Source organism: Pseudomonas sp. E1MeOHC2 (assembly GCF_058745025.1).
Genome location: NZ_CP196675.1, coordinates 2,464,670 through 2,485,240, shown reverse-complemented (window position 1 = coordinate 2,485,240; position 20,571 = coordinate 2,464,670). Strand labels below are relative to the sequence as shown.

General features: G+C 62.9%; 19 protein-coding genes. 9 read left to right on the top strand and 10 right to left on the bottom strand.

The annotated features are described in order from the left end of the window. From ACSSU5_RS11160 to ACSSU5_RS11130, 7 genes are all read right to left on the bottom strand, one after another. Window positions 1-1,620 (bottom strand): EAL domain-containing protein, encoded by a 1,620-nt coding sequence (locus ACSSU5_RS11160; RefSeq protein ID WP_264310849.1) that lies wholly within the window; start codon window positions 1,618-1,620, stop codon window positions 1-3. A 98-nt stretch (window positions 1,621-1,718) separates the two neighbouring features. Continuing rightward, window positions 1,719-2,507, bottom strand: coding sequence for an N-acetylmuramoyl-L-alanine amidase (locus tag ACSSU5_RS11155; protein ID WP_264310850.1), 789 nt, complete (start codon window positions 2,505-2,507; stop codon window positions 1,719-1,721). Window positions 2,508-2,587: 80 nt separating this feature from the next. Beyond that, the gene (locus ACSSU5_RS11150) at window positions 2,588-4,519 is read right to left on the bottom strand and encodes a GGDEF domain-containing protein (RefSeq protein WP_492561157.1); all 1,932 of its coding nucleotides are present in this window, start codon (window positions 4,517-4,519) and stop codon (window positions 2,588-2,590) included. 27 nt (window positions 4,520-4,546) lie between these two features. Continuing rightward, complete coding sequence (locus ACSSU5_RS11145; protein WP_264310852.1) at window positions 4,547-5,401, bottom strand: endonuclease/exonuclease/phosphatase family protein; 855 nt, start codon at window positions 5,399-5,401, stop codon at window positions 4,547-4,549. Window positions 5,402-5,412: 11 nt separating this feature from the next. Further along, window positions 5,413-6,045, bottom strand: coding sequence for a thiol:disulfide interchange protein DsbA (gene dsbA, locus ACSSU5_RS11140; protein ID WP_264310853.1), 633 nt, complete (start codon window positions 6,043-6,045; stop codon window positions 5,413-5,415). 169 nt (window positions 6,046-6,214) lie between these two features. After that, window positions 6,215-6,832, bottom strand: coding sequence for a c-type cytochrome (locus ACSSU5_RS11135; protein WP_264310854.1), 618 nt, complete (start codon window positions 6,830-6,832; stop codon window positions 6,215-6,217). A 31-nt stretch (window positions 6,833-6,863) separates the two neighbouring features. After that, a complete protein-coding gene (locus ACSSU5_RS11130; RefSeq protein WP_186655332.1) occupies window positions 6,864-7,166 on the bottom strand; it encodes a c-type cytochrome in 303 nt (100 codons plus the stop codon). A gap of 201 nt (window positions 7,167-7,367) precedes the next feature. On the opposite strand from ACSSU5_RS11130, the gene yihA reads away from it, so the two are divergent. After that, on the top strand, window positions 7,368-8,000 hold the full coding sequence (yihA, locus tag ACSSU5_RS11125; RefSeq protein WP_264310855.1) for a ribosome biogenesis GTP-binding protein YihA/YsxC: 633 nt from the start codon (window positions 7,368-7,370) through the stop codon (window positions 7,998-8,000). Between the two features lie 361 nt (window positions 8,001-8,361). On the opposite strand, the gene polA is transcribed toward yihA, so the two are convergent. Beyond that, window positions 8,362-11,112 (bottom strand): DNA polymerase I, encoded by a 2,751-nt coding sequence (polA, locus tag ACSSU5_RS11120; RefSeq protein WP_492561156.1) that lies wholly within the window; start codon window positions 11,110-11,112, stop codon window positions 8,362-8,364. A 74-nt stretch (window positions 11,113-11,186) separates the two neighbouring features. On the opposite strand from polA, the gene ACSSU5_RS11115 reads away from it, so the two are divergent. Together ACSSU5_RS11115 and ACSSU5_RS11110 are read left to right on the top strand one after the other, a co-directional pair. Next, on the top strand, window positions 11,187-11,474 hold the full coding sequence (locus ACSSU5_RS11115; protein ID WP_264310857.1) for a DUF2782 domain-containing protein: 288 nt from the start codon (window positions 11,187-11,189) through the stop codon (window positions 11,472-11,474). Window positions 11,475-11,543: 69 nt separating this feature from the next. Next, window positions 11,544-12,494: a homoserine kinase gene (locus ACSSU5_RS11110; RefSeq protein WP_492561155.1), complete on the top strand. Its 951-nt coding sequence runs from the start codon at window positions 11,544-11,546 to the stop codon at window positions 12,492-12,494. A 111-nt stretch (window positions 12,495-12,605) separates the two neighbouring features. On the opposite strand, the gene ACSSU5_RS11105 is transcribed toward ACSSU5_RS11110, so the two are convergent. Next, complete coding sequence (locus tag ACSSU5_RS11105; protein ID WP_264310859.1) at window positions 12,606-13,559, bottom strand: zinc ABC transporter substrate-binding protein; 954 nt, start codon at window positions 13,557-13,559, stop codon at window positions 12,606-12,608. A gap of 18 nt (window positions 13,560-13,577) precedes the next feature. Between ACSSU5_RS11105 and zur the strand changes: the two genes are divergently transcribed. From zur to ACSSU5_RS11085, 4 genes are all read left to right on the top strand, one after another. Next, complete coding sequence (gene zur / locus ACSSU5_RS11100) at window positions 13,578-14,063, top strand: zinc uptake transcriptional repressor Zur (protein ID WP_264310860.1); 486 nt, start codon at window positions 13,578-13,580, stop codon at window positions 14,061-14,063. Then, complete coding sequence (znuC, locus tag ACSSU5_RS11095) at window positions 14,060-14,833, top strand: zinc ABC transporter ATP-binding protein ZnuC (protein WP_264310861.1); 774 nt, start codon at window positions 14,060-14,062, stop codon at window positions 14,831-14,833. The genes zur and znuC overlap by 4 nt, the downstream gene beginning before the upstream one ends. After that, window positions 14,826-15,608: a zinc ABC transporter permease subunit ZnuB gene (gene znuB / locus ACSSU5_RS11090; RefSeq protein ID WP_264310862.1), complete on the top strand. Its 783-nt coding sequence runs from the start codon at window positions 14,826-14,828 to the stop codon at window positions 15,606-15,608. The genes znuC and znuB overlap by 8 nt, the downstream gene beginning before the upstream one ends. A 127-nt stretch (window positions 15,609-15,735) precedes the next feature. Continuing rightward, window positions 15,736-16,443: a PA5502 family lipoprotein gene (locus ACSSU5_RS11085; protein WP_264310863.1), complete on the top strand. Its 708-nt coding sequence runs from the start codon at window positions 15,736-15,738 to the stop codon at window positions 16,441-16,443. Between the two features lie 68 nt (window positions 16,444-16,511). Here the strand turns inward: ACSSU5_RS11085 and katE are convergent, their stop codons facing one another. After that, the gene (gene katE, locus ACSSU5_RS11080) at window positions 16,512-18,656 is read right to left on the bottom strand and encodes a catalase HPII (RefSeq protein ID WP_492561154.1); all 2,145 of its coding nucleotides are present in this window, start codon (window positions 18,654-18,656) and stop codon (window positions 16,512-16,514) included. A 226-nt stretch (window positions 18,657-18,882) separates the two neighbouring features. Between katE and ACSSU5_RS11075 the strand changes: the two genes are divergently transcribed. Beyond that, a complete protein-coding gene (locus tag ACSSU5_RS11075; protein ID WP_264310865.1) occupies window positions 18,883-19,890 on the top strand; it encodes a methionine ABC transporter ATP-binding protein in 1,008 nt (335 codons plus the stop codon). After that, window positions 19,890-20,561 (top strand): methionine ABC transporter permease, encoded by a 672-nt coding sequence (locus ACSSU5_RS11070; protein ID WP_264310866.1) that lies wholly within the window; start codon window positions 19,890-19,892, stop codon window positions 20,559-20,561. The genes ACSSU5_RS11075 and ACSSU5_RS11070 overlap by 1 nt, the downstream gene beginning before the upstream one ends. Window positions 20,562-20,571 lie beyond the last annotated feature (10 nt).

Genomic DNA, 20,571 nt, shown 5'->3' with positions numbered 1-20,571 from the left:
TCAAGACTCATCGTCGGCGCGCCGCCCCGGCCCCTGCCGCCGGCCGCGGGTGACCAGTTCGGCAAACTGGCGAGCGTTCAACGGGCGGGCGAAGAGCCAGCCCTGGCCATAGTTGACCCCTTCGCTGTTGAGCAGCACCGCCTGGTCTTCGCATTCGATGCCTTCGGCGATCACCCGCAGGTGCAGGTCATGGGCCATGCGGATGATATGCGGGGCCACGCCGCTGCTGGCGGCGTCATGCCCCAAGGCATCGATGAACGCCTTGTCGATCTTCAGGCAGTCCACGGGCAGGGTCTGCAGATAGGCGAGGCTGCAATAACCCGTACCAAAATCATCGATCAGTACCTGATGGCCCACCGCACGCAGGGCCTGCAAGTTGTCACGGGCCACCACCACGTCGACCAGGCCGCGCTCGGTCACTTCGAAGGCGATCTGGCTGGCTGCGACCCGATGCAGGGCCAGCAGCCGCGCCGCAACCCGGCCGATACGCGGGACCATCACGTCGCACGCTGCAAGGTTCACCGAAATGTACAGGTTGCGGTGCGAGCGCAGCAGCTGGCCGAGCTGTTCAAGCACCCGCTGCAAGACAAAATCGGTGATCTGGCGGATCTGCCCGGTATTTTCGGCCAAAGGGATGAACAGGTCCGGGCTGGTCAGCGTGCCATCCGGGCGACGCCAGCGCACCAGGGCCTCGGCACCGACACAGCGCCGGGTGTCGAGCTCGATGATCGGCTGGTAAAGCACCTGCAGTTCGCCTCTGCGCAGCGCGTGTTGCAACTCAGAGCTCATCGAGCGGCGCTGCAGAATCAACTGCAGCACCAGCCAGCCGATGCAGCAGGCGGCCAGCACGCTGCCGGGGAACAGTAGCCAGAGCATGCCATTCATGCGCAGGGGCAGGCTGGCCCGCGGCGCGATCAGCACCAGTTGGTAGTCCGGTGATTTGGTCGGCATGCGGTAGATGAGGCGGTCGCTCAGCTCCAGCAGCGAATTGTGGCTGGCCGACCAGGCCGAGGGCGGTGGCCAGAGCTGCGGTGGGCCCAGCACCGGGATTGCCCGAGTACCGTTGTCCAGCACCACCACCAGGCTGCCGCCGGGAGGCAGGTCGACCACATCGGTCAGATGCCCGCGAGAGGTGGAGACCACAAAATTGCCACGCCCCAGCATCAAGGCCGCCAGATTTTCGTCGGGTTCGGTGGTGGTATTGAGCCAATAGCTGTAGGTCGGCCCCTTGATGTCGGGTGCGCGCAGTGGCTCGAACGCGCGTTCATCACCGCGATTGGAACAGGCGACATTGGCGTCCACGTAGGCCGCTTCATAAATGAAGCGCGAACTCAGGCCGACCCGCTGCAACGCCGCCAGCATCGCCGGATTGCACCCGCGCAAAGGCTGCGCCTGCAGGATATCGACACCTTCGCGAAGCTGGCCAAACACCTGTTCGAGGCGGTCAAGAAAGCGCTCGCCCTGGGCATTCATCTGTTCGCTCTCGCTTTGCTTCATCTGCTGCAGGGCAATACCGATGCTGGCGGTGAGCAACAGGGCGGCGCTGGCCAGTGCCGCCAGTGAAGCCAGCATCCAGGGACGGTAGAAAATTTGGCGCAGCGTGGTAATGAGGGCTGACATCAAGGGCATCCAGTTGATTACTAAGGTATAGCAACTGGATCAGGAATCGCCCTCACCGTTGGGCGCCTGACGGGCAAGGGGCTGCTGCGCAGCCCGGCTCAGCGCATGCGGTTGAGCACCTGCAGCATGGCGGCCGTTTGCGCGTCGGGCATGCCGTCGAAGCGTTGTGGGCGGAAACGCATCTGGAATGCGGCAATCACATGCCGGGTGGCAACGTCGAGTTCACCCGTTTGCGCGATGGCGTAGCCGAACCGCGCCAGTTCCTGCTGGTACCAGCTCACGCTCGGCGGGTTGACGCTGAAGAAGGCTTGCTGGCGCGCCACCGCATTGGGCTCAGGCCAGATGCCAATACCGGCGTCGGCCAGACGCTTCCATGGAAACAGCGGGCCTGGGTCGAGCTTGCGCAACGGTGCGATATCGCTATGGCCAACGATGTGCCGGGGGTCGATATGGTTACGCTTGACGATGTCCTTGAGCAGCGCGATCAAGGACTGCACCTGCGCTTCGCTGTAGGGATGCCAAACCCGGCCATTAGGCGTATCGGTGAACCCTGGGTTGACGATTTCGATACCAATGGAGGTGGAGTTCAACCAGGTGCGCCCCTGCCACTGGCTGTCACCGGCATGCCAGGCGCGGCGGCTTTCATCCACCAGCTGATAGACCGTGGCAGGGCCGTCGCCAATCAGGTAGTGGCTGCTGACCTCACCATGGGTAAGCAGCGCCAAGGAGCGCTCGAGCGACGCATTGGTGTAGTGAAGGACAACAAACTGGATGCGCTCGTCCTGGTTGGCCGAAGGGTGGCTGCGGTCGATCCGCAGCCCCGTCGAGCAACCCGCGACAGCAACCAGCAAGCAGGTGAGCAGTGTTTTTTTAACGGTGGAAAGCACGTCAGCGGCCTCAGCGTGTAAGCGCTACAGTATAACGTGCTCTCCATGCCCCGTGTCTGCCACGAGTCAGCCGCCACGCTTTACCCCTGTTCGACACGGTTGCGCCCCAGGTCCTTGGCACGGTACAGCGCCGTATCGGCGCGCTTGAGCACCTGGTCGCCGCGCTCGCCGGAGCGGAACGCACCCAACCCGATGGAGGCAGTGATGACCACCCGCTCGCCCTTGAAGTGGAACGGGCAGGCTTCGATGGTCGCACGCAGCAGCTCGGCCATCTGCACGGCAGCGGCGGGCGAGGTCTGCGGGAACAGCAGGACGAACTCCTCACCCCCGAAGCGGGCGATGAAATCGCGCCCTCGCAGGCGCTTGCGCAATTGGTCGGCCACAATCTTCAACACTTTGTCCCCGGCCAAGTGCCCATAGTTGTCGTTGATGCGCTTGAAGTGGTCCAGATCGAGGATCGCCATTGCCAGGTGGCCGCCATTTTCATGCCAGTCGAGCATCTCGCGTTCCAGGTGCTCGCTCCAGGCCGCGCGGTTAGGCAGGCCGGTCAGCGGGTCAAGCAATGCCTTTTGCCGCTGCTCTTCAAGGTGCTCGCGGTAGCCGAGCGCCTCGTGCTCCATGTTCGCCACGCGCTCGGACAACCCTTGCAGACGCCCCGCAAGCTCCTGCTCGCGACGATCACGCTCGTGCTTGTGTTCGTCCATGGTCACCAGCAGGCCTTCCAGCCGGTTTTCCAGGATGTGCTTGAGGCTGTCCACGTCGGCGGCCCCTTGCACGCTGCTCTGCAGCCCATCGACCTGCTTGCGCAGCTGGGTATCCAGCTCCTGGGCGGCGGTGCTGTTGTCGGCATGCCCGGCACTGGCTTCGTGCAGGTGGCCTTGGAAGCTCTCCAGGCGCTCATTGAGCTGTTGCAGGTAGGTCTCGAATTCGTGCTGGCCGCTGTCGGTAATCGCCAGCATCAGCACCGCCAGGTCATCCAGCACCGGGATCAACTCATACCAGTTCAGCCCGCGCGCCACCCGCTCACGCATTTCCAGGGCCTGGGCCTTGTGCCGTTCGGGCAGGCTGAGGTCGTCGAGCAGGCCGATCAGGGTCTGCTCGATGTGCGCGGCCACCTGGCTGTAGGGCGGCTCTACCGCATAGGGCAGGGCATAGGGGCCGTCTTCACCGAAGGTTTCCTCTAGCGTCTGCGCAGGTTCCGTTTCAGCTGCTGAGGGGATGAGGGCAGACCCCTCGTCCAGCACAGGCTCAGGTTGCGGGGCGGCCGGCACCTCAGCGGTTTCGATCAGCGCCGGGCCCTCTGGCTCCTGTGGCAAGGCTTGCTCGGCGAGCCCAGGGGCTGTCAGCGGTAGCAGGGCGTCCACATCCTCGGGCTGAGGGTCTTCGGCAACGCGCTGTACGGGGGCAACTGCTGGCTGCGTCACTGCGTCTGCCAACGCGGCAGCAGGCGCTGCCTCCAGTGCAACCTGCGCCTCGCCGGGTTGCTCGTTGTCGCGGCCACCAAACAACCGCTGCAAGAAGCCCGGTCGCTCTTCTTCGGGCTTGCCCAAAGCCGAGAGTGCGCGGCCTTGCAGGCCACTCAGCTCCCCCAGCAGCGGGGGCAGTTCACGGGACTGGGCGACCCCACCGTCGAGCTTTTTCGCCAGCTTTTTCAGCGGCCGCGAGATCTCGCTCGGCAGCGGCAGGCCCTGTAACTGGCTGACCAGCGCCGTCAGCGCATCGCTGACCTGGTTCATACGGGTTTCCCGGCGCTGCTCGGAATCCAACACCGCTTTTTCCAGGCGAGGAATCAGCCCGGCGAGGCAGGCGTCCATGTTGTCGCTGCGGATGACCTCGCGCATTTCCTTCATGCACTCGTCCACCGCCTTGTCGCTGCCTTCGGCGGCCAGGGTGCTGCGCACAAGCCCCCGACGCAGCAGGTCAAGACGTGCGTCCCAACGGCGTTCAAGCTTCTCTTGCTGCTCGATGCTCTTAAGGTATTTCTCTTTCCAGCGCTCAGCGTTGTCAGTCATGCCCAGGTCCGCAAACGGTGATGGCAATTAGCTCAAAACCGGCAGCGTATCCACAGTCAATGCATCAGGCAATCGAATCTCGACGGCAACGGGAAGGTGATCGGAAATTGGCTGCGCCAGTACCTCGACGCGCTCAAGCGTCAGGCTTGGGCTGAGCAGAATGTGGTCCAGGCAACGCTGCGGTCGCCAGCTGGGGAAGGTGGCCTCGACCTGAGGGGCGACCAGGCCCAGATCGCGCAGGGGCGAATGCTCCAGCAGGTCGGTGGCATGGGTGTTCATGTCGCCCATCAGCACCTGATGGCGGTAGCCGCCGATCAGCTCGCGAATGTAGCTGAGCTGCAGGGCGCGCGTCTTGGCGCCGAGTGCCAGGTGCATCATCACCACGATCAGCGCGTCTTCACCTTCGCCGAAGCGCACCAGGATGGCACCGCGACCGGCCGGGCCGGGCAGGGGGTGGTCTTCAAGTTGTTGGGGTTTGAGGCGGCTGAGCACACCGTTGCTGTGCTGGGCGAATCGGCCAAGGTTGCGATTGAGCTGCTGGTACCAGTAGGGGAAGGCACCCAGCTGGGCCAAGTGTTCGACCTGGTTGATGTAGCCTGAACGCAGGCTGCCGCCATCGGCTTCCTGCAGGGCAACCAGGTCGAAGTCACTGAGCAGTTCGCCGATTTTGCGCAGGTTACCCGCACGCCCGGTATGCGGCAGCAGGTGCTGCCAGCTGCGGGTCAGGTAATGCCGGTAGCGCTCGGTGCTGATGCCGACCTGAATGTTGAAACTGAGCAGCCGCAGGCGACCATCCTCTGGCAGGCCGGGCGCCTGCAGGTGATGCTCGTTGACCTGCGGCTGGTGCAGGCCAATGCCGCGCGTGCTTCTGAAGCGGGGCATGGGTGCGCCGCTTACTTAGCGGCGCGCTCCTTGGCGATCAGTTGGTCAGCGACATTCAGCACGCCCTCTGGCCCGCCCGCGGTACCCAGGTCGAAGCGGTACTTGCCGTTGACGACCATGCTCGGTACGCCGGTGATTTCGTACTTCTTCGCCAGTTCCTTGGCCTGGTTGACCTGGCCTTTGATGGCGAAGGAGTTAAAGGTAGCGAGGAACTTGTCCCTGTCCACGCCTTGAGTGGCGAGGAAGTCGGCCATGTCGTCTGGTTTGGTCAACTGCTTGCGCTGGTTCTGGATGGCATCGAACACTGCGGCATGCACCTTGTGCTCGACGCCCATGGCTTCGAGGGTCAGGAACATCTGGCCGTGAGCGTCCCATGGGCCACCGAACATGGCGGGAACACGTTTGAAGTTGACGTCAGCCGGCAGCTTTTCAGCCCATGGGTTGACGGTCGGCTCGAAGTGATAGCAATGAGGGCAGCCGTACCAGAACAGCTCGACCACTTCGATCTTGCCAGGCACGGAAACCGGAACAGGGTTGCTCAGCTCGATATATTCCTTGCCGGCAACAGGCTCGGCGGCCTGTACGGCAGTCATACCAAATACGCTGGCGGCGACCAGCGCAGCGCTGAGAATCAGTTTACGCATGCTTTACTCCTGAGCATTCATGGGTCGCCTCAACGCGACCTGTATTGAGACAGGCCGGGCCGGGCCCGAGTTCTGTAGTGTAACGGCTGCGGACGTAAAAAAGGGCGGTCCGGCCGCCCTTTCATCTTTGGCTTACAACATTAACCGAATGTTAATGCGCCAATTTCTCTCAGTGCAGGCCCTGGATGTAGCTGGCCAACGCTTCGATATCCTTGTTGCTCAGCTTGCCGGCAATGGTGCGCATGGTCATGGCATCGCCATCGTTGGTGCGGTTGCCTTCGCGGAAGTCCGTGAGCTGCTTGGTCACGTACTGCGAGTGCTGGCCGCTCAGGTGCGGGAAGCCGGCCAAGGCAAGACCTGCGCCATTCGGCGAGTGGCAGCCGGTGCAGGCGGGCATGCCTTTTTCCAGGTCGCCGCCGTTGAACAGCGCTTTGCCACGCTCGACCAGCTTAGGATCGGCGGCGCCCACGCTGCCTTTCTGGCTGGCGAAGTACGCCGCGATATCGGCCAGGTCCTGGTCACTGAAGGCGGCCAGCATGCCGGTCATCTCCAGCACGGTGCGTTTGCCGGACTTGATATCGTGCAGTTGTTTTTCGAGGTAGCGCTGGCCCTGACCTGCCAGTTTCGGGAAGTTTGGTGCCAGGCTATTGCCGTCGGGGTTATGGCAGGCACCACAGACGGCCGTCTTGGCCTGGCCGGCGGCGGCATCGCCTTTGATAGGTTCCGCAGCAGTGGCCGCACCTGCGACACCCATGGTCAACAGCAGACTCACGACTAGTTTGTTCATCAGCTAATCCAACACGGCTAAGGGTGAAATGTTATGTATCGGGACTGCCGCTCATCCAAAGGATGACCAAACGGTAGTCCTCGGCACTGCAGTCCATGCACAATCCACGCGGCGGCATAGCCTTGAAACCCTGGGTCACATGCCTCACGAGTACATCCACACCTTGCGCCAGCCTTGGCTCCCACGCTGCCCGGTCACCCCGCTGGGGGGCCTGTGGCAACTGTCCGGCGTGACAGGCCGCACACGTGCGGTTGTACAACACCTCGGGATCCTGTGTAGCCTGTGCGCTGAAAAACGGCAGGAACATACCGACAGCAAGCAGCCATTTCGCCATGCGGAACGACCTTCAGGGTTGGGGGCCGCGCTGCGTTCTGATGCGCGAGCTATTGTTCGACACCCCATGCTCGCTCTCCTTCGCTGGGAGAATGAGCACACAAAAACTGGGGCATTATATACTTCCGCCATCCAAACGGAAACGACACCGCTTGCCAGGCTCGGGCCTACAGAGTCAGGCAACACCCACATCGGATATCCCATGCAAGTCAAGAACCCCATCCTCGGCCTCTGCCAGAAAGCCACATTCGCCCTTAGCGCTGCCAAGGTCGAACAATGCCCGGACGACCAGGGTTACGAGGTGGCTTTCGCCGGCCGTTCCAACGCCGGCAAATCCAGCGCCCTCAACACCCTGACTCATGCCAGCCTGGCGCGTACCTCGAAAACCCCGGGGCGCACCCAGCTGTTGAATTTCTTCAGTCTGGACGATGAACGGCGATTGGTCGACCTGCCGGGCTACGGTTATGCAAAAGTACCGATTCCGCTCAAGCAGCACTGGCAGCGCCACCTGGAAGCCTACCTGGGCAGCCGCGAGTGCCTGCGCGGGGTGATCCTGATGATGGACGTGCGCCATCCGATGACCGACTTCGACAAGATGATGCTCGACTGGGCCAAAGCCAGCGGCATGCCGATGCACATCCTGCTGACCAAGGCCGACAAGCTGACCCATGGCGCGGGCAAGAACACCTTGCTCAAGGTGCAGTCCGAGATCCGCAAGGGTTGGGGGGACGCTGTGACCATCCAGCTGTTCTCGGCACCCAAGCGCCTGGGGCTGGAAGAGGCTTACCGCGTGCTGGCGGGCTGGATGGAACTGGAAGACAAGCCGGCAGCCTGAAGGCCTACATTGCCCTACCTTTTGTAGGGGCGGCCTTGCCGGGGCGCCCCTACAAGGACAGCACAGACCAGGAATTGCGGGCAAAAAAAACCCCGGACTTCGTATGGGGAGGGGGAAGTTCGGGGTCCAAGTCCGGACCGCTAGGGCGGGGTCCAGATATCTGCCAACACTTAACACAACATAGGAGCATCGAAGGGCTTCACCAGCCATTCAGTTACTCTGAGTTCCGCTTCACCGGTTTAGTTCCGACCCCCTGAAAACTATTTGCGATAGTTTCATGAAGCTCCAGCACTAATGGCATCTCGCCATGCCAGGATCCGCGTCACTACGTCGCAGATCCTACACAGCTTTGCCCGCTCAATCAGTGAGCTTCGTCCCAATTCGCGCCAATGCCTGCCTCAACCAGCAACGGCACATCTAGCTGCGCGGCACGGCTCATGTGCAGGCGGATTTCATCTTTCACCTGCTCGACCAGGTCTTCACGTACCTCCAGCACCAGTTCGTCGTGCACTTGCAGGATCACCCGGGCATCCAGGCCGCTTTCGGTCAGCCAGTTGTCCACATTGACCATCGCCCGCTTGATGATATCGGCAGCCGTACCCTGCATCGGTGCGTTGATCGCCGTACGCTCGGCGCCTTTGCGCAGGGCCGGGTTCTTAGCGTTGATGTCCGGCAGGTACAGGCGACGGCCGAAGAGGGTTTCGACGAAGCCTTGCTCGGCCGCCTGGGCGCGGGTGCGTTCCATGTAGGCCTGCACCCCTGGGTAGCGGGCGAAGTAACGGTCGATGTAGTCCTGGGACTGCTTGCGATCGACACCAATCTGCTTGGCCAGGCCAAAGGCACTCATGCCGTAGATAAGGCCGAAGTTGATGGCCTTGGCACTGCGGCGTTGGTCAGTGGTGACAGCCTCAAGCGCCACACCGAACACTTCGGCAGCGGTAGCGCGGTGCACGTCGAGGTTGTTGCGGAAGGCATGCAGCAACCCTTCGTCCTTGGCCAGGTGGGCCATGATGCGCAGCTCGATCTGCGAATAGTCCGCCGCCAGCAGCTTGTAGCCGGGGCTGGCCACGAAGGCCTGACGAATACGCCGACCTTCGGCGGTGCGGATCGGGATGTTCTGCAGGTTCGGGTCGCTAGACGACAGGCGCCCAGTGGCGGCCACCGCCTGCTGGTAAGAGGTATGAATACGCCCGGTGCGTGGGTTGATCTGCCCCGGCAGCTTGTCGGTGTAGGTGCTCTTGAGCTTGCTCAGGCTGCGGTACTGCATCAGTACTTCGGGCAGCGGGTAGCCTTGCTCGGCCAGTTCGTCGAGTACCGCCTCGGCGGTGGACGGCTGGCCCTTGGCAGTCTTGCTCAGCACCGGCATGCCCAGCTTGTCGTAGAGGATCGCACCCAACTGCTTGGGCGAGCCGAGGTTGAACGTCTCGCCAGCCAGCTCATAGGCCTGGCGCTCCAGCTCAGCCATTTTCACGCCCAGCTCACCGCTTTGCACGTGGAGCAATTCGGCATCCACCAGCGCACCCTGACGCTCGATCTTCGCCAGCACCGGCACCAGCGGCATCTCGATGTCCATCAGCACCGGTTGCACGCTTGGGGTCTTGGCCAGGCGCGCCTGCAGCGCCTGGTGCAGGCGCAAGGTGATGTCGGCGTCCTCAGCGGCGTACGGGCCGGCCTTGTCCAGCGGGATCTGGTTAAAGGTCAGCTGTTTCGCGCCCTTGCCAGCAATCTGCTCAAAGGTGATGGTGGTGTGGTCGAGGTACTTCAGCGCCAGGCTGTCCATGTCGTGACGGGTGGCCGTGGAGTCCAGCACATAGGATTCGAGCATGGTGTCGTAAGCCACGCCGCGCATGTCGATGGCCGGGGCGCCATTAGCCAGGATGTTGATGTCGTATTTGGCGTTTTGCCCGACCTTGGCTTTGGCCGGGTCTTCCAGCAGGGGCTTGAGCGCCAGCAGCACGGCCTCCCGATCCAGTTGAACCGGCGCGCCTTCGTAGTCGTGGGCCAGCGGTACATAGGCCGCCTCATGGGGCTCGACCGCGAACGACAGGCCGACCAGTTGCGCCTGTTGCGCGTCCAGGCCGGTGGTTTCGGTGTCGAAGGCGAACAGCGGCGCCTGGCGCAGCTTGTCCAGCCAGGCGTCGAAGCGGGCCTGATCGAGGACCGTCTCGTACTTCGGTTCAACCTTGGCTGCCGGCGCCTCTTCAGGCACTGCCACGGTTGCACCGGCCCTGGCGGCTTCGCGCTGGACATCGGCGGCCCAGCTCTTGAACTCCATCTCGGTGTACAACGCCAGCAGCGCATCACGGTCTGGCTCGCCGCAGACCAGCGCCTCAACTTCGATATCCAGCGGCACGTCGAGCTTGATGGTGGCCAACTCATAGGACAGGAACGCCGCCTCACGGTGCTCCTCAAGCTTGGCCGGCAAGGTCTTGGCGCCGCGAATGCTCAGGCCTGGGACCTTGTCGAGGTTGTCGTACACATCGCGCAGGCCGCCACCGATACCGGTCAGCAGGCCGGCAGCGGTCTTCTCGCCCACACCCGGCACGCCCGGGATGTTATCGGCCTTGTCGCCCATCAGGGCCAGAAAATCGATGATGTGCTCAGGGCCGACACCAAACTTTTCGTGCACCCCGGCAACATCCATCACGCTGCCGGTCATGGTGTTGACCAGGGTTACATGGCCGTCCACCAACTGCGCCATGTCCTTGTCGCCCGTCGAAATGATCACCGGCCGGCCCTGCGCCGCACTGCTGCGCGCCAGGGTCCCGATCACATCGTCGGCTTCCACGCCTTCGACGCACAGTAACGGGTAGCCCAGCGCCTTGACGCTGGCATGCAGCGGTTCGATCTGCACCCGCAGGTCATCGGGCATGCTCGGGCGGTTGGCCTTGTAATCGGCAAACATGGCATCGCGGAAAGTGCCGCCCTTGGCGTCGAACACCACCGCGAACAGGCTGTCAGGGTATTGCTTGCGCAGGCTCTTGAGCATGTTCAGCACACCCTTGACCGCGCCGGTGGGCATGCCCTTGGAGGTGGTCAGCGGCGGCAATGCGTTGAAAGCGCGGTAGAGGTAGGAGGAACCGTCCACCAGGACGAGGGGCGCTTGGCTCATGAGCAGAATCAACCTTTTCGGCGGGTCCGGAGCTAGAATAGCCGGATCAATGACGACAAAGGGACAAGGTTATCATGCGTACACTCAATCGCCTGTTAGTGCTCGGTCTGTTGGCAACCATGCCAGTCGTCACCCTGGCGGCGGACGACGCCCCCTCGGCCGATCCCGAGGTGACCATTCGCACGGAAGGCGATAAAACCATCCAGGAGTACCGCCAGAACGGCTTCCTGTATGCGATCAAGATCACGCCGAAAAACGGCAAGCCTTATTTTCTGGTACGCGCCGATGGCACTGATGCCAATTTCATTCGTTCCGACCAGCCGGACATGCTGATTCCGTCCTGGAAGATCTTCGAGTGGTAAGCTGACGCGTATCGTTCACATCAACCCGGCACTTCCCGGCGGAAGTGCCCGTATGGGCATTTTTTCATCATGTCAGTCTTCACCCCCGTGACCCGGCCTGAGCTGGAAACCTTTCTGGCGCCATACCAGCTGGGCCGTCTACTCGACTTCCAGGGCATTGCCGCCGGCACCGAAAACAGCAATTTCTTCGTAAGCCTCGAACAGGGTGAGTTCGTCCTGACGCTGATCGAACGCGGCCCGAGCGAAGACATGCCGTTCTTCATCGAGCTGCTCGACGTGCTGCATGCCGCCGACATGCCCGTGCCTTACGCCCTGCGTGACCGCAACGGCAATGGCCTGCGCGAACTGTGCGGCAAGCCTGCGCTGCTGCAGCCGCGGTTGTCGGGCAAGCACATCAAGGTGCCCAACAATCAGCACTGCGCCCAGGTTGGCGAATTGCTCGCGCACATCCACCTGGCGACGCGTGACCACGTCATCGAGCGCAAGACCGACCGTGGCCTGGACTGGATGCTGGCCGCTGGCGCCGAGCTGATGCCGCGCCTTAGCGCCGAGCAGGTGGCGCTGCTGCAACCCGCGCTGGACGAAATCAACGCGCACAAGGCGCAGATCCTGGCCTTGCCACGAGCCAACCTGCACGCCGACCTGTTCCGCGACAACGTGATGTTCGAAGGCACCCACCTGACCGGGGTGATCGACTTCTACAACGCCTGCTCCGGGCCGATGCTGTACGACATCGCCATTACCGTGAACGACTGGTGCATTGATGAGCACGGGGCAATCGATGTGCCACGCGCCCAGGCGCTGCTGGGGGCCTATGCCGCGCTGCGCCCGTTTACCGCCGCCGAGGCCGAGCTGTGGCCGGAGATGCTGCGGATCGGGTGTGTGCGCTTCTGGCTGTCGCGTTTGATCGCGGCCGAGTCGTTTGCCGGGATGGATGTGATGATCCATGACCCGAGCGAGTTCGAGGTGCGCCTGGCGCAGCGTCAGCAGGTGGCTTTGCACCTGCCGTTCGCCTTGTAACCGAGGCGGCCTCTTCGCGGGCAAGCCCGCTCCCACCGGTGTTCCACCGTTCTCACGAGCGGTGGTGTACCTGTGGGAGCGGGCTTGCCCGCGAAGAGGCCAGTGCAGACCCTAGAGCTGCTCCAGGCACCCCGCCAGGTCGCCACCCAGCTTCTCCAGCAGGCGCTCATAGCCCTTTGCATCCACAGGATCGCCGCCCAAGGCATCCAGCTCGGCCAACCGCACCGGTAGCCCAGCCGTCAGCGTCTCAGCCAGGCGTGGCCGCAACGGCGGTTCGCTGAACACACAGGTCTTGCCCACTTCTTGCAGGCGCTTACGCATCGCGGCCACATGCTGGGCGCCTGGCTGCACCTCGGACGCCACACTGAACACCCCGGTGTGCTTCAGGCCATAGTTGGCTTCGAAGTAATCGAACGCCTCGTGGAACACGAAGTACGGCTTGCCGGCAATACCCGCCACCCGCGCCTTGATACGCCCATCCAAAGCATCCAGACGTTCGACGAAAGCCTTCAGGTTGGCCTGGTAGCGTGCGGCATTGGCCGGATCGGCCTCAGCCAGGTCCGCCGCCATCTTCGCCGCAATCACCCGGGCATTGACCGACGACAGCCACAGGTGCGCGTCCAGGCTACCTGGGCGGTGATCGTGATCATGATCGTCGTGGTCAGCTTCTTCATGCGAGTGGCTGTCTTCGCCAAAATGGCGCAACTGCATGCCGGTCAGCGACTGCACCGCGACGGTGGCTTTGTCCCGCCCTTTCAGCACCCGCGGCAGGAAGTTTTCCATGTCCGGGCCGATCCAGTACAACAGGTCGGCATCCGCGACGCGCCGTACGTCGGAGGGGCGCAGGGCGTAATGGTGCGGCGAAGCGCCAGGCGGCAGCAGCACGTCCGGGCGGCCCACCCCGTCCTGAACGGCGGCGGCAATCTGCTGCAGCGGTTTGATACTGGTCAGCACACGCACGTCGGCCTGGGCGGAAAATGCGATGAAAGCGACAAAAAGGGCTAGGAATCGGGACACGGTGAATACTCGGCTCGACAGAAACAGGTAACATAATAACGTCTCCATCCAGAACCGTCGCTGCCCATGTCCATCACGCCGCTGGCCAACCGCCCCCACGATCACTCCCATTGCGTGCATAGCGCACTGGCCGAAGCCGATGCCTTGTGCACCCGCCAGGGGTTGCGCCTGACCGCTCTGCGCCGCCGTGTGCTGGAGCTGGTATGGCAAAGCCACAAGCCGCTGGGGGCCTACGACATCCTCGCCGTGCTCAGCGAGCAGGACGGCCGCCGCGCCGCGCCGCCGACCGTGTACCGCGCCCTGGATTTCCTCCTCGACAACGGCCTGGTGCACCGCATCGCCTCGCTCAACGCCTTCATCGGTTGTAGCCACCCAGAGCACGTGCACCAGGGCCAGTTCCTGATCTGCCGCGCCTGCCATGTGGCCATCGAGCTGGAGCAGAACAGCATCAGCGACGCCATCATCAGCAGCGCCAAGGGCGTCGGCTTCAACGTCGAGACACAGACCGTGGAAGTGGTCGGCCTGTGCAGCAACTGCCGGAGCGCGGCATGAGCGACGCACTGATCCGCCTGGAGCAGGTGGGTGTCACCTTCGCGGGCGAAGCGGTGCTCGACAGCATTGACCTGTCGGTGGCACCGGGCCAGATCGTGACCCTGATCGGCCCTAACGGGGCAGGCAAGACCACCCTGGTACGCGCCGTACTCGGGCTGCTCAAGCCGCACCGCGGCACGGTCTGGCGCAAGCCGAAGCTGCGCATCGGCTACATGCCGCAAAAAATCCAGGTGGATGCCACGCTGCCGCTGTCAGTGCTGCGCTTCTTGCGCCTGGTGCCCGGCGTAGACCGCGCGGCTGCCTTGTCGGCGCTGCAGGAAGTGGGTGCCGAACAGGTCATCGACAGCCCCATCCAGACGATTTCCGGTGGCGAGATGCAGCGCGTGCTGCTGGCCCGGGCACTGCTGCGCGAGCCGCAGCTGCTGGTGCTCGACGAACCGGTGCAGGGCGTAGACGTGGTCGGCCAGACCGAGCTGTACAACCTCATCACCCGCCTGCGCGACCGCCACGGTTGCGGCGTGCTGATGGTTTCGCACGACCTGCACCTGGTGATGAGCGCCACCGACCAGGTGGTCTGCCTCAACCGTCATGTGTGCTGCTCCGGCCACCCCGAGCAGGTCAGCAACGACCCGGCCTTTGTCGAGCTGTTCGGCCAGAACGCACCAAGCCTGGCTGTCTACCACCACCATCACGACCACAGCCACGACCTGCATGGCTCGGTGGTCGCCCCTGGCACCCATGTTCACGGAGAGCACTGCAAGCATGGCTGATTTTCTTCTCTACGCCTTGCTTGCCGGTTTGTCCCTGGCGCTGGTGGCCGGCCCACTGGGGTCTTTCGTGGTGTGGCGGCGCATGGCCTATTTCGGCGACACCCTGTCCCACGCCGCCTTGCTCGGTGTAGCCCTGGGTTTTGCCCTGGACGTGAGCCCGGCATTGGCGGTGACCGTGGGTTGCCTGCTGCTGGCGATCCTGCTGGTGACCTTGCAGCAACGCCAGCCGCTGGCCTCCGACACCCTGCTCGGCATTCTTGCCCCCAGCACGCTTTCCCTGGGCCTGGTGGTACTGAGTTTCATGCACGACGTGCGCATCGACCTGATGGCTTACCTGTTCGGCGACCTGCTGGCCATCAGCCCCACCGACCTGGGCTGGATCCTCGGTGGCAGCGTACTGGTACTGCTGTTGCTCGCCGCGCTGTGGCGGCCATTGCTGGCGGTGACCGTGCATGAAGAGCTGGCCATGGTCGAGGGCCTGCCGGTGGCGGGCCTGCGCCTGGCCTTGATGCTGTTGATCGCGGTGGTGATTGCCGTGGCGATGAAAATCGTCGGTGTGCTGCTGATCACCTCGCTGCTGATCATTCCCGCCGCTGCGGCGCAACGCCACGCCCGTTCGCCCGAGCAGATGGCCCTGGGCGCCAGCCTGCTGGGGGTGACCGCGGTCTGTGGCGGTCTGGCCATGTCCTGGTTCAAGGACACCCCCGCCGGCCCATCGATCGTGGTCTGCGCGGCAGTGCTATTCTTGCTGAGCCTGGCCTTGCCGAAACGCTGAAATCCAGGGTGCGTCAAGGCGCGCCCTGTTACCGTTTCACGGGTAAAGGGTCTGTAAGACTTGTTTTCGAGCGTGCGCACCTGGGTGTAGACTTGCTCGCTTTTTGCGCAAATAGAGAGTCGCAGGAATGAAGCCGTTTGCCTCCCGTTATCTGCTTGTTGCCGCGTTATCCCTGTTCCTGGCCGCCTGCTCCAGTGCCCCGGTCGAACAGGCCGATGCACCTGCTCAAGCCGATGCCTGGCAGCAGTTGCAACAGACCATCGCCAGCAATGAGCTGGCTACCGCCGAAGACCAGTTGGCTGCCTTGCAGGCGCAGTCGCCCGTTGACCCGCGCCTGGAACAGTACCAGCGGCAGTTGGCCGAGGCGTATCTGCAGCGTAGCCAGATTGTCTTGCAGAAAGGCGATGTCAACGCCGCTGCCACTGCCCTGGCGCGTGCCCGCGCGCTGATGCCGCAAGCCCCGGCGGTGACCGGTGGCGATGCTGTGCGCCAGGCGCGCAAAGCAGAATTGGAAAAGGCCGAGGCAGCCTTGAAGGCGGCCGAGGCGAAGCCTCAGGCGCGGGTGATCGACCCAACCGCACCGAGCACCGTGATTGCGCTGAAGACCACGGACATTGCTGCCATGCGCCGCCAGCTCGATGAGATTGCTGCCGATGTGGTGAACTACCAGTGCCATGTGGTGTTCCAGGTGCCACGGACCGAGGATGCGCCTTGGCTGAAGACGCTGCTGGAAAAACGGGTGCACAAGATCGACAGCGGGTTCGAGCTTAAGCAGAAGCACGAAATCCAGCGCAAGCTGCCAGCCCAGGTGGTTCTGGTCCCGCATCAGCGCTAAAAGCTTCGCGGGGCAAGCCCGCTCCCACCTACTCAGTGGGAGCGGGCTTGCCCCGCGAAGAGGCCCTGTCAGGCTGGCACAGCTTCAGCAACTGCCTCCCTTTCCCACACCCGATGCCCTTCAACCGCTTTGACAAAGGCATCCACGGTCTTCTGGTCATCCCCCAGCAACAGGCCCTTGTCCTCCTTGAGCCCCAAGCTGCTCAGCAATGCCTTGCCTTCCTTGGCCAATGCGATCGCCTTCAGATGCTTGTAGCCCTCAAGCAGGAAGTGCTTGGCCAGGCCGCTGGCACCCAATGCGTTTAATGACGCCTTGCCCGCCGGCACCAGAATCCCGTCGAACATGATCGAAGGCATACCCTCCATCGACGCATCCACCGGCAGCTGCTTGCCTTGGGCGGTTTTAACCGGCGCCGAACTCGGCCCCAGCACCAGAATGCGCGCACTGTGGGCTTCAAGCGCCTTGACCAGTTGATCGACACTCGCCCCATCCACGCCGTCGGCCACCAGCACAGCGATCTTGCGGCCTTTGATACCGACATCCCCTGGGTGATTCATCTGGCTCAAGGCAGGTGATTGCGCCAACTTGCTGCCTTTGACCTGCACCGTGCCAGCCTTGGGCGCAGGCAGGCCGAGGTTGGCTGCCACAGCCGCCGCCAGCTTCAGGTCGATGTTGGCCAGAATCTCGTTCACCTCACGCACGCGGATATGCTCGCGCTCCACTTTGCCCAGCTCGAAGCTGTAGGCCTTGATGATGTGCTGCTGCTCATTGGGGCTCATGCTCTGGAAGAACAGACGCGCCTGCGAGAAGTGGTCGCCGAATGACTCGCTGCGCTGCCGGATTTTCACCGCATCGATGCGCTCCTGATAACTTTCGAAGCCGCCATCCTGGGCAGCGGCAGGGGTTTCTTTCGGCCAGCCGCCGTCAATCGAGTTTGGCTCGTAAGAGGCGCGGCCTTTGTGGATGGTCTGCCGGTGCAGCGCGTCACGTTGATTATTGTGGTTCGGCGCCACCGGGCGGTTGATCGGGATTTCATGGAAGTTAGGCCCGCCCAGGCGGCTCAGTTGGGTGTCGGTGTAGGAGAACAACCGGCCCTGCAGCAGCGGGTCATTGGAAAAGTCGATGCCCGGCACGATATGCCCAGGGCAGAACGCGACCTGCTCGACTTCTGCAAAGAAGTTGTCGGGGTTACGGTTGAGCACCATTTTGCCCAACGGCGTAACCGGCACCAGTTCCTCGGGGATAATCTTGGTGGGGTCGAGCAGGTCGAATTCGAACTTGTGTTCATCAGCTTCCGGCACGATCTGTACACCCAGCTCCCACTCAGGGTAATCACCGGTCTCGATCGCTTCGCGAAGGTCGCGACGGTGGAAGTCGGTGTCCTTGCCCGCAAGCTTTTGCGCCTCGTCCCACAGCACCGAGTGCACGCCTTGGCGCGGTTTCCAGTGAAACTTGACGAAGCTCGCCACCCCTTCGGCATTGATCAGGCGGAAGGTGTGCACGCCAAAACCCTCCATCATCCGTAGGCTGCGAGGTATCGCACGGTCGGACATGGCCCAGATGACCATGTGCGCCGACTCCGGCACCAGCGAGACAAAATCCCAAAAGGTGTCATGGGCCGAGCCACCGGTGGGCATCTCGTTGTGCGGCTCGGGTTTGACCGCATGCACGAAGTCAGGGAACTTGATCGCATCCTGGATGAAGAACACCGGCATGTTATTGCCTACCAGGTCGAAATTGCCTTCATCTGTGTAGAACTTGACGGCAAAACCACGCACATCGCGCACCGTGTCGCCCGAACCGCGCGGGCCCTGCACCGTGGAAAAGCGCACGAACACCGGGGTGATCTTCTCGGGGTCCTGCAGGAAACCGGCCTTGGTCAGTTCGGCGTGGTTACCGTAACTCTGGAAATAACCATGGGCGCCGGTGCCCCGGGCATGGACGATGCGTTCAGGGATACGCTCATGATCGAAGTGGGTGATCTTCTCGCGCATGATGAAGTCTTCGAGCAGCGAAGGCCCGCGTGGCCCGGCCTTGAGGCTGTTCTGGTTGTCAGCGATCTTCACACCTTGATTGGTCCGCAGCGCCTGGCCCGTAGCATCGCTGCGCACACCCTCCAGGCTCTGCAATTTGGTATTGGTATTGGCATGATCGGGGCTGTTGACCCCGGCGGCCTGGCTTTCTTTGGGCGCATCAACTTTCTTGCTAGGCATGGTCGGCTTTCCTCATCAGTCATCAGGCTTGCCCGTGAGGGCTTGTTCAAGTAGTGACTGGAGCGCGATTGCCTGCGTTCAATAAGCTTTACCGGTTGTCGCGTTATGCCAGATGGGTTGGTGCATTACGAAATAAATGCTAAGAACAGCTATGGGAAAAGGCTAAAATGCGCCACCCCAGCTAACCGCTGACCCAAAATTCCATGCGCCCCACAAGGTTCGCTACGTGATCGAGTTCCAACATGTACACAAGACCTACCGCGTCGCCGGTAGGGAAATCCCCGCCCTCAACCCGACCAGCCTGACCATCGAAGATGGCCAGGTGTTCGGCCTGATCGGCCACTCCGGCGCTGGCAAAAGCACCATGCTGCGCCTGATCAACCGCCTCGAAGAGCCTTCGGGCGGCAAGATCATCGTCGATGGTGAGGACGTCACCGCGTTCAATGCCAACCAGCTGCGCGGCTTCCGCCAGCAAGTCGGGATGATTTTCCAGCACTTCAACCTGCTGGCATCCAAGACCGTGGCCGACAACGTGGCCCTGCCATTGACCCTGGCTGGCGAGCTGTCGCGCAGCGAGATCGACAAGCGCGTCACCGAGCTGCTGGCCCGCGTCGGCTTGCAAGACCACGCCAAGAAGTACCCCGCGCAGCTGTCCGGCGGCCAGAAGCAGCGCGTCGGCATTGCCCGCGCCCTGTCCACCAACCCGAAGATCCTGCTGTGCGACGAGGCAACCAGCGCCCTCGACCCGCAAACCACTGCGTCGGTGCTGCAACTGTTGGCCGAGATCAACCGTGAGCTGAAGCTGACCATCGTCCTGATCACCCACGAAATGGACGTGATCCGCCGGGTCTGTGACCGCGTGGCGGTCATGGATGCCGGGCTGATCGTCGAGCAGGGCTCGGTGGCCGATGTATTCCTGCACCCGCAGCACCCGACCACCAAGCGTTTCGTCCAGGAGGACGAACAGGTCGATGAAGGCGAGCAGCGCGATGACTTCGCCCACGTGCCGGGGCGCATCGTGCGCCTGACGTTCCAGGGCGACGCTACCTACGCGCCGCTGCTGGGCACTGTCGCCCGCGAAACCGGTGTCGACTACAGCATCCTGGCCGGGCGTATCGACCGCATCAAGGATGTCCCCTATGGGCAGCTGACCCTGGCCGTCACCGGCGGCGACATGGAAGCGGCATTCGACCGCTTCAAGGCAGCTGACGTACATATGGAGGTACTGCGTTGATGGACGCCCTGAATTTCTTTGCCAACGTCGATTGGGCCGAAATCTGGCTGGCCACCCTCGACACCATGACCATGCTGTTCGGCTCGCTGTTCTTCACCGTGTTGCTGGGCCTGCCGCTGGGCGTGCTGCTGTTCCTCTGCGGCCCGCGCCAGATGTTCGAGCAGAAGGGTGTGTATGCGCTGCTGTCGCTGGTCGTCAATATCCTGCGTTCGCTGCCGTTCATCATCCTGCTGATCGTGATGATCCCGTTCACCGTGCTGATCACCGGCACCTCGCTGGGCGTCGCCGGCGCCATTCCGCCGCTGGTGGTCGGGGCCACGCCGTTCTTCGCGCGCCTGGTCGAAACCGCCCTGCGTGAAGTGGACCGCGGCATCATCGAGGCCACCCAGTCGATGGGCGCTACCACGCGCCAGATCATCACCAGTGCCCTGCTGCCGGAAGCCCGCCCGGGCATCTTCGCGGCCATCACCGTCACCGCCATCACCCTGGTGTCGTACACCGCCATGGCCGGTGTGGTGGGCGCGGGCGGCCTGGGCGACCTGGCCATCCGCTTCGGCTACCAGCGCTTCCAGACCGATGTCATGGTCGTGACCGTGGTGCTGTTGCTGGTGCTGGTTCAGGTGCTGCAGAGCGTGGGCGACAAACTGGTCGTGCATTTTTCCCGTAAGTAACCCCAATGGG

Bases quoted from the DNA above. Each gene is read 5' to 3' on its own strand.
- znuC (WP_264310861.1), top strand. From the start codon at position 14,060: ATGAGCGACGCACTGATCCGCCTGGAGCAGGTGGGTGTCACCTTCGCG.
- zur (WP_264310860.1), top strand. From the start codon at position 13,578: ATGTCCATCACGCCGCTGGCCAACCGCCCCCACGATCACTCCCATTGC.
- polA (WP_492561156.1), bottom strand. From the start codon at position 11,112: ATGAGCCAAGCGCCCCTCGTCCTGGTGGACGGTTCCTCCTACCTCTAC.
- katE (WP_492561154.1), bottom strand. From the start codon at position 18,656: ATGCCTAGCAAGAAAGTTGATGCGCCCAAAGAAAGCCAGGCCGCCGGG.
- znuB (WP_264310862.1), top strand. From the start codon at position 14,826: ATGGCTGATTTTCTTCTCTACGCCTTGCTTGCCGGTTTGTCCCTGGCG.
- yihA (WP_264310855.1), top strand. From the start codon at position 7,368: ATGCAAGTCAAGAACCCCATCCTCGGCCTCTGCCAGAAAGCCACATTC.
- ACSSU5_RS11105 (WP_264310859.1), bottom strand. From the start codon at position 13,559: ATGGAGACGTTATTATGTTACCTGTTTCTGTCGAGCCGAGTATTCACC.
- ACSSU5_RS11070 (WP_264310866.1), top strand. From the start codon at position 19,890: ATGGACGCCCTGAATTTCTTTGCCAACGTCGATTGGGCCGAAATCTGG.
- ACSSU5_RS11145 (WP_264310852.1), bottom strand. From the start codon at position 5,401: ATGCCCCGCTTCAGAAGCACGCGCGGCATTGGCCTGCACCAGCCGCAG.
- ACSSU5_RS11085 (WP_264310863.1), top strand. From the start codon at position 15,736: ATGAAGCCGTTTGCCTCCCGTTATCTGCTTGTTGCCGCGTTATCCCTG.
- dsbA (WP_264310853.1), bottom strand. From the start codon at position 6,045: ATGCGTAAACTGATTCTCAGCGCTGCGCTGGTCGCCGCCAGCGTATTT.
- ACSSU5_RS11160 (WP_264310849.1), bottom strand. From the start codon at position 1,620: ATGTCAGCCCTCATTACCACGCTGCGCCAAATTTTCTACCGTCCCTGG.
- ACSSU5_RS11130 (WP_186655332.1), bottom strand. From the start codon at position 7,166: ATGGCGAAATGGCTGCTTGCTGTCGGTATGTTCCTGCCGTTTTTCAGC.
- ACSSU5_RS11115 (WP_264310857.1), top strand. From the start codon at position 11,187: ATGCGTACACTCAATCGCCTGTTAGTGCTCGGTCTGTTGGCAACCATG.
- ACSSU5_RS11135 (WP_264310854.1), bottom strand. From the start codon at position 6,832: ATGAACAAACTAGTCGTGAGTCTGCTGTTGACCATGGGTGTCGCAGGT.
- ACSSU5_RS11150 (WP_492561157.1), bottom strand. From the start codon at position 4,519: ATGACTGACAACGCTGAGCGCTGGAAAGAGAAATACCTTAAGAGCATC.
- ACSSU5_RS11110 (WP_492561155.1), top strand. From the start codon at position 11,544: ATGTCAGTCTTCACCCCCGTGACCCGGCCTGAGCTGGAAACCTTTCTG.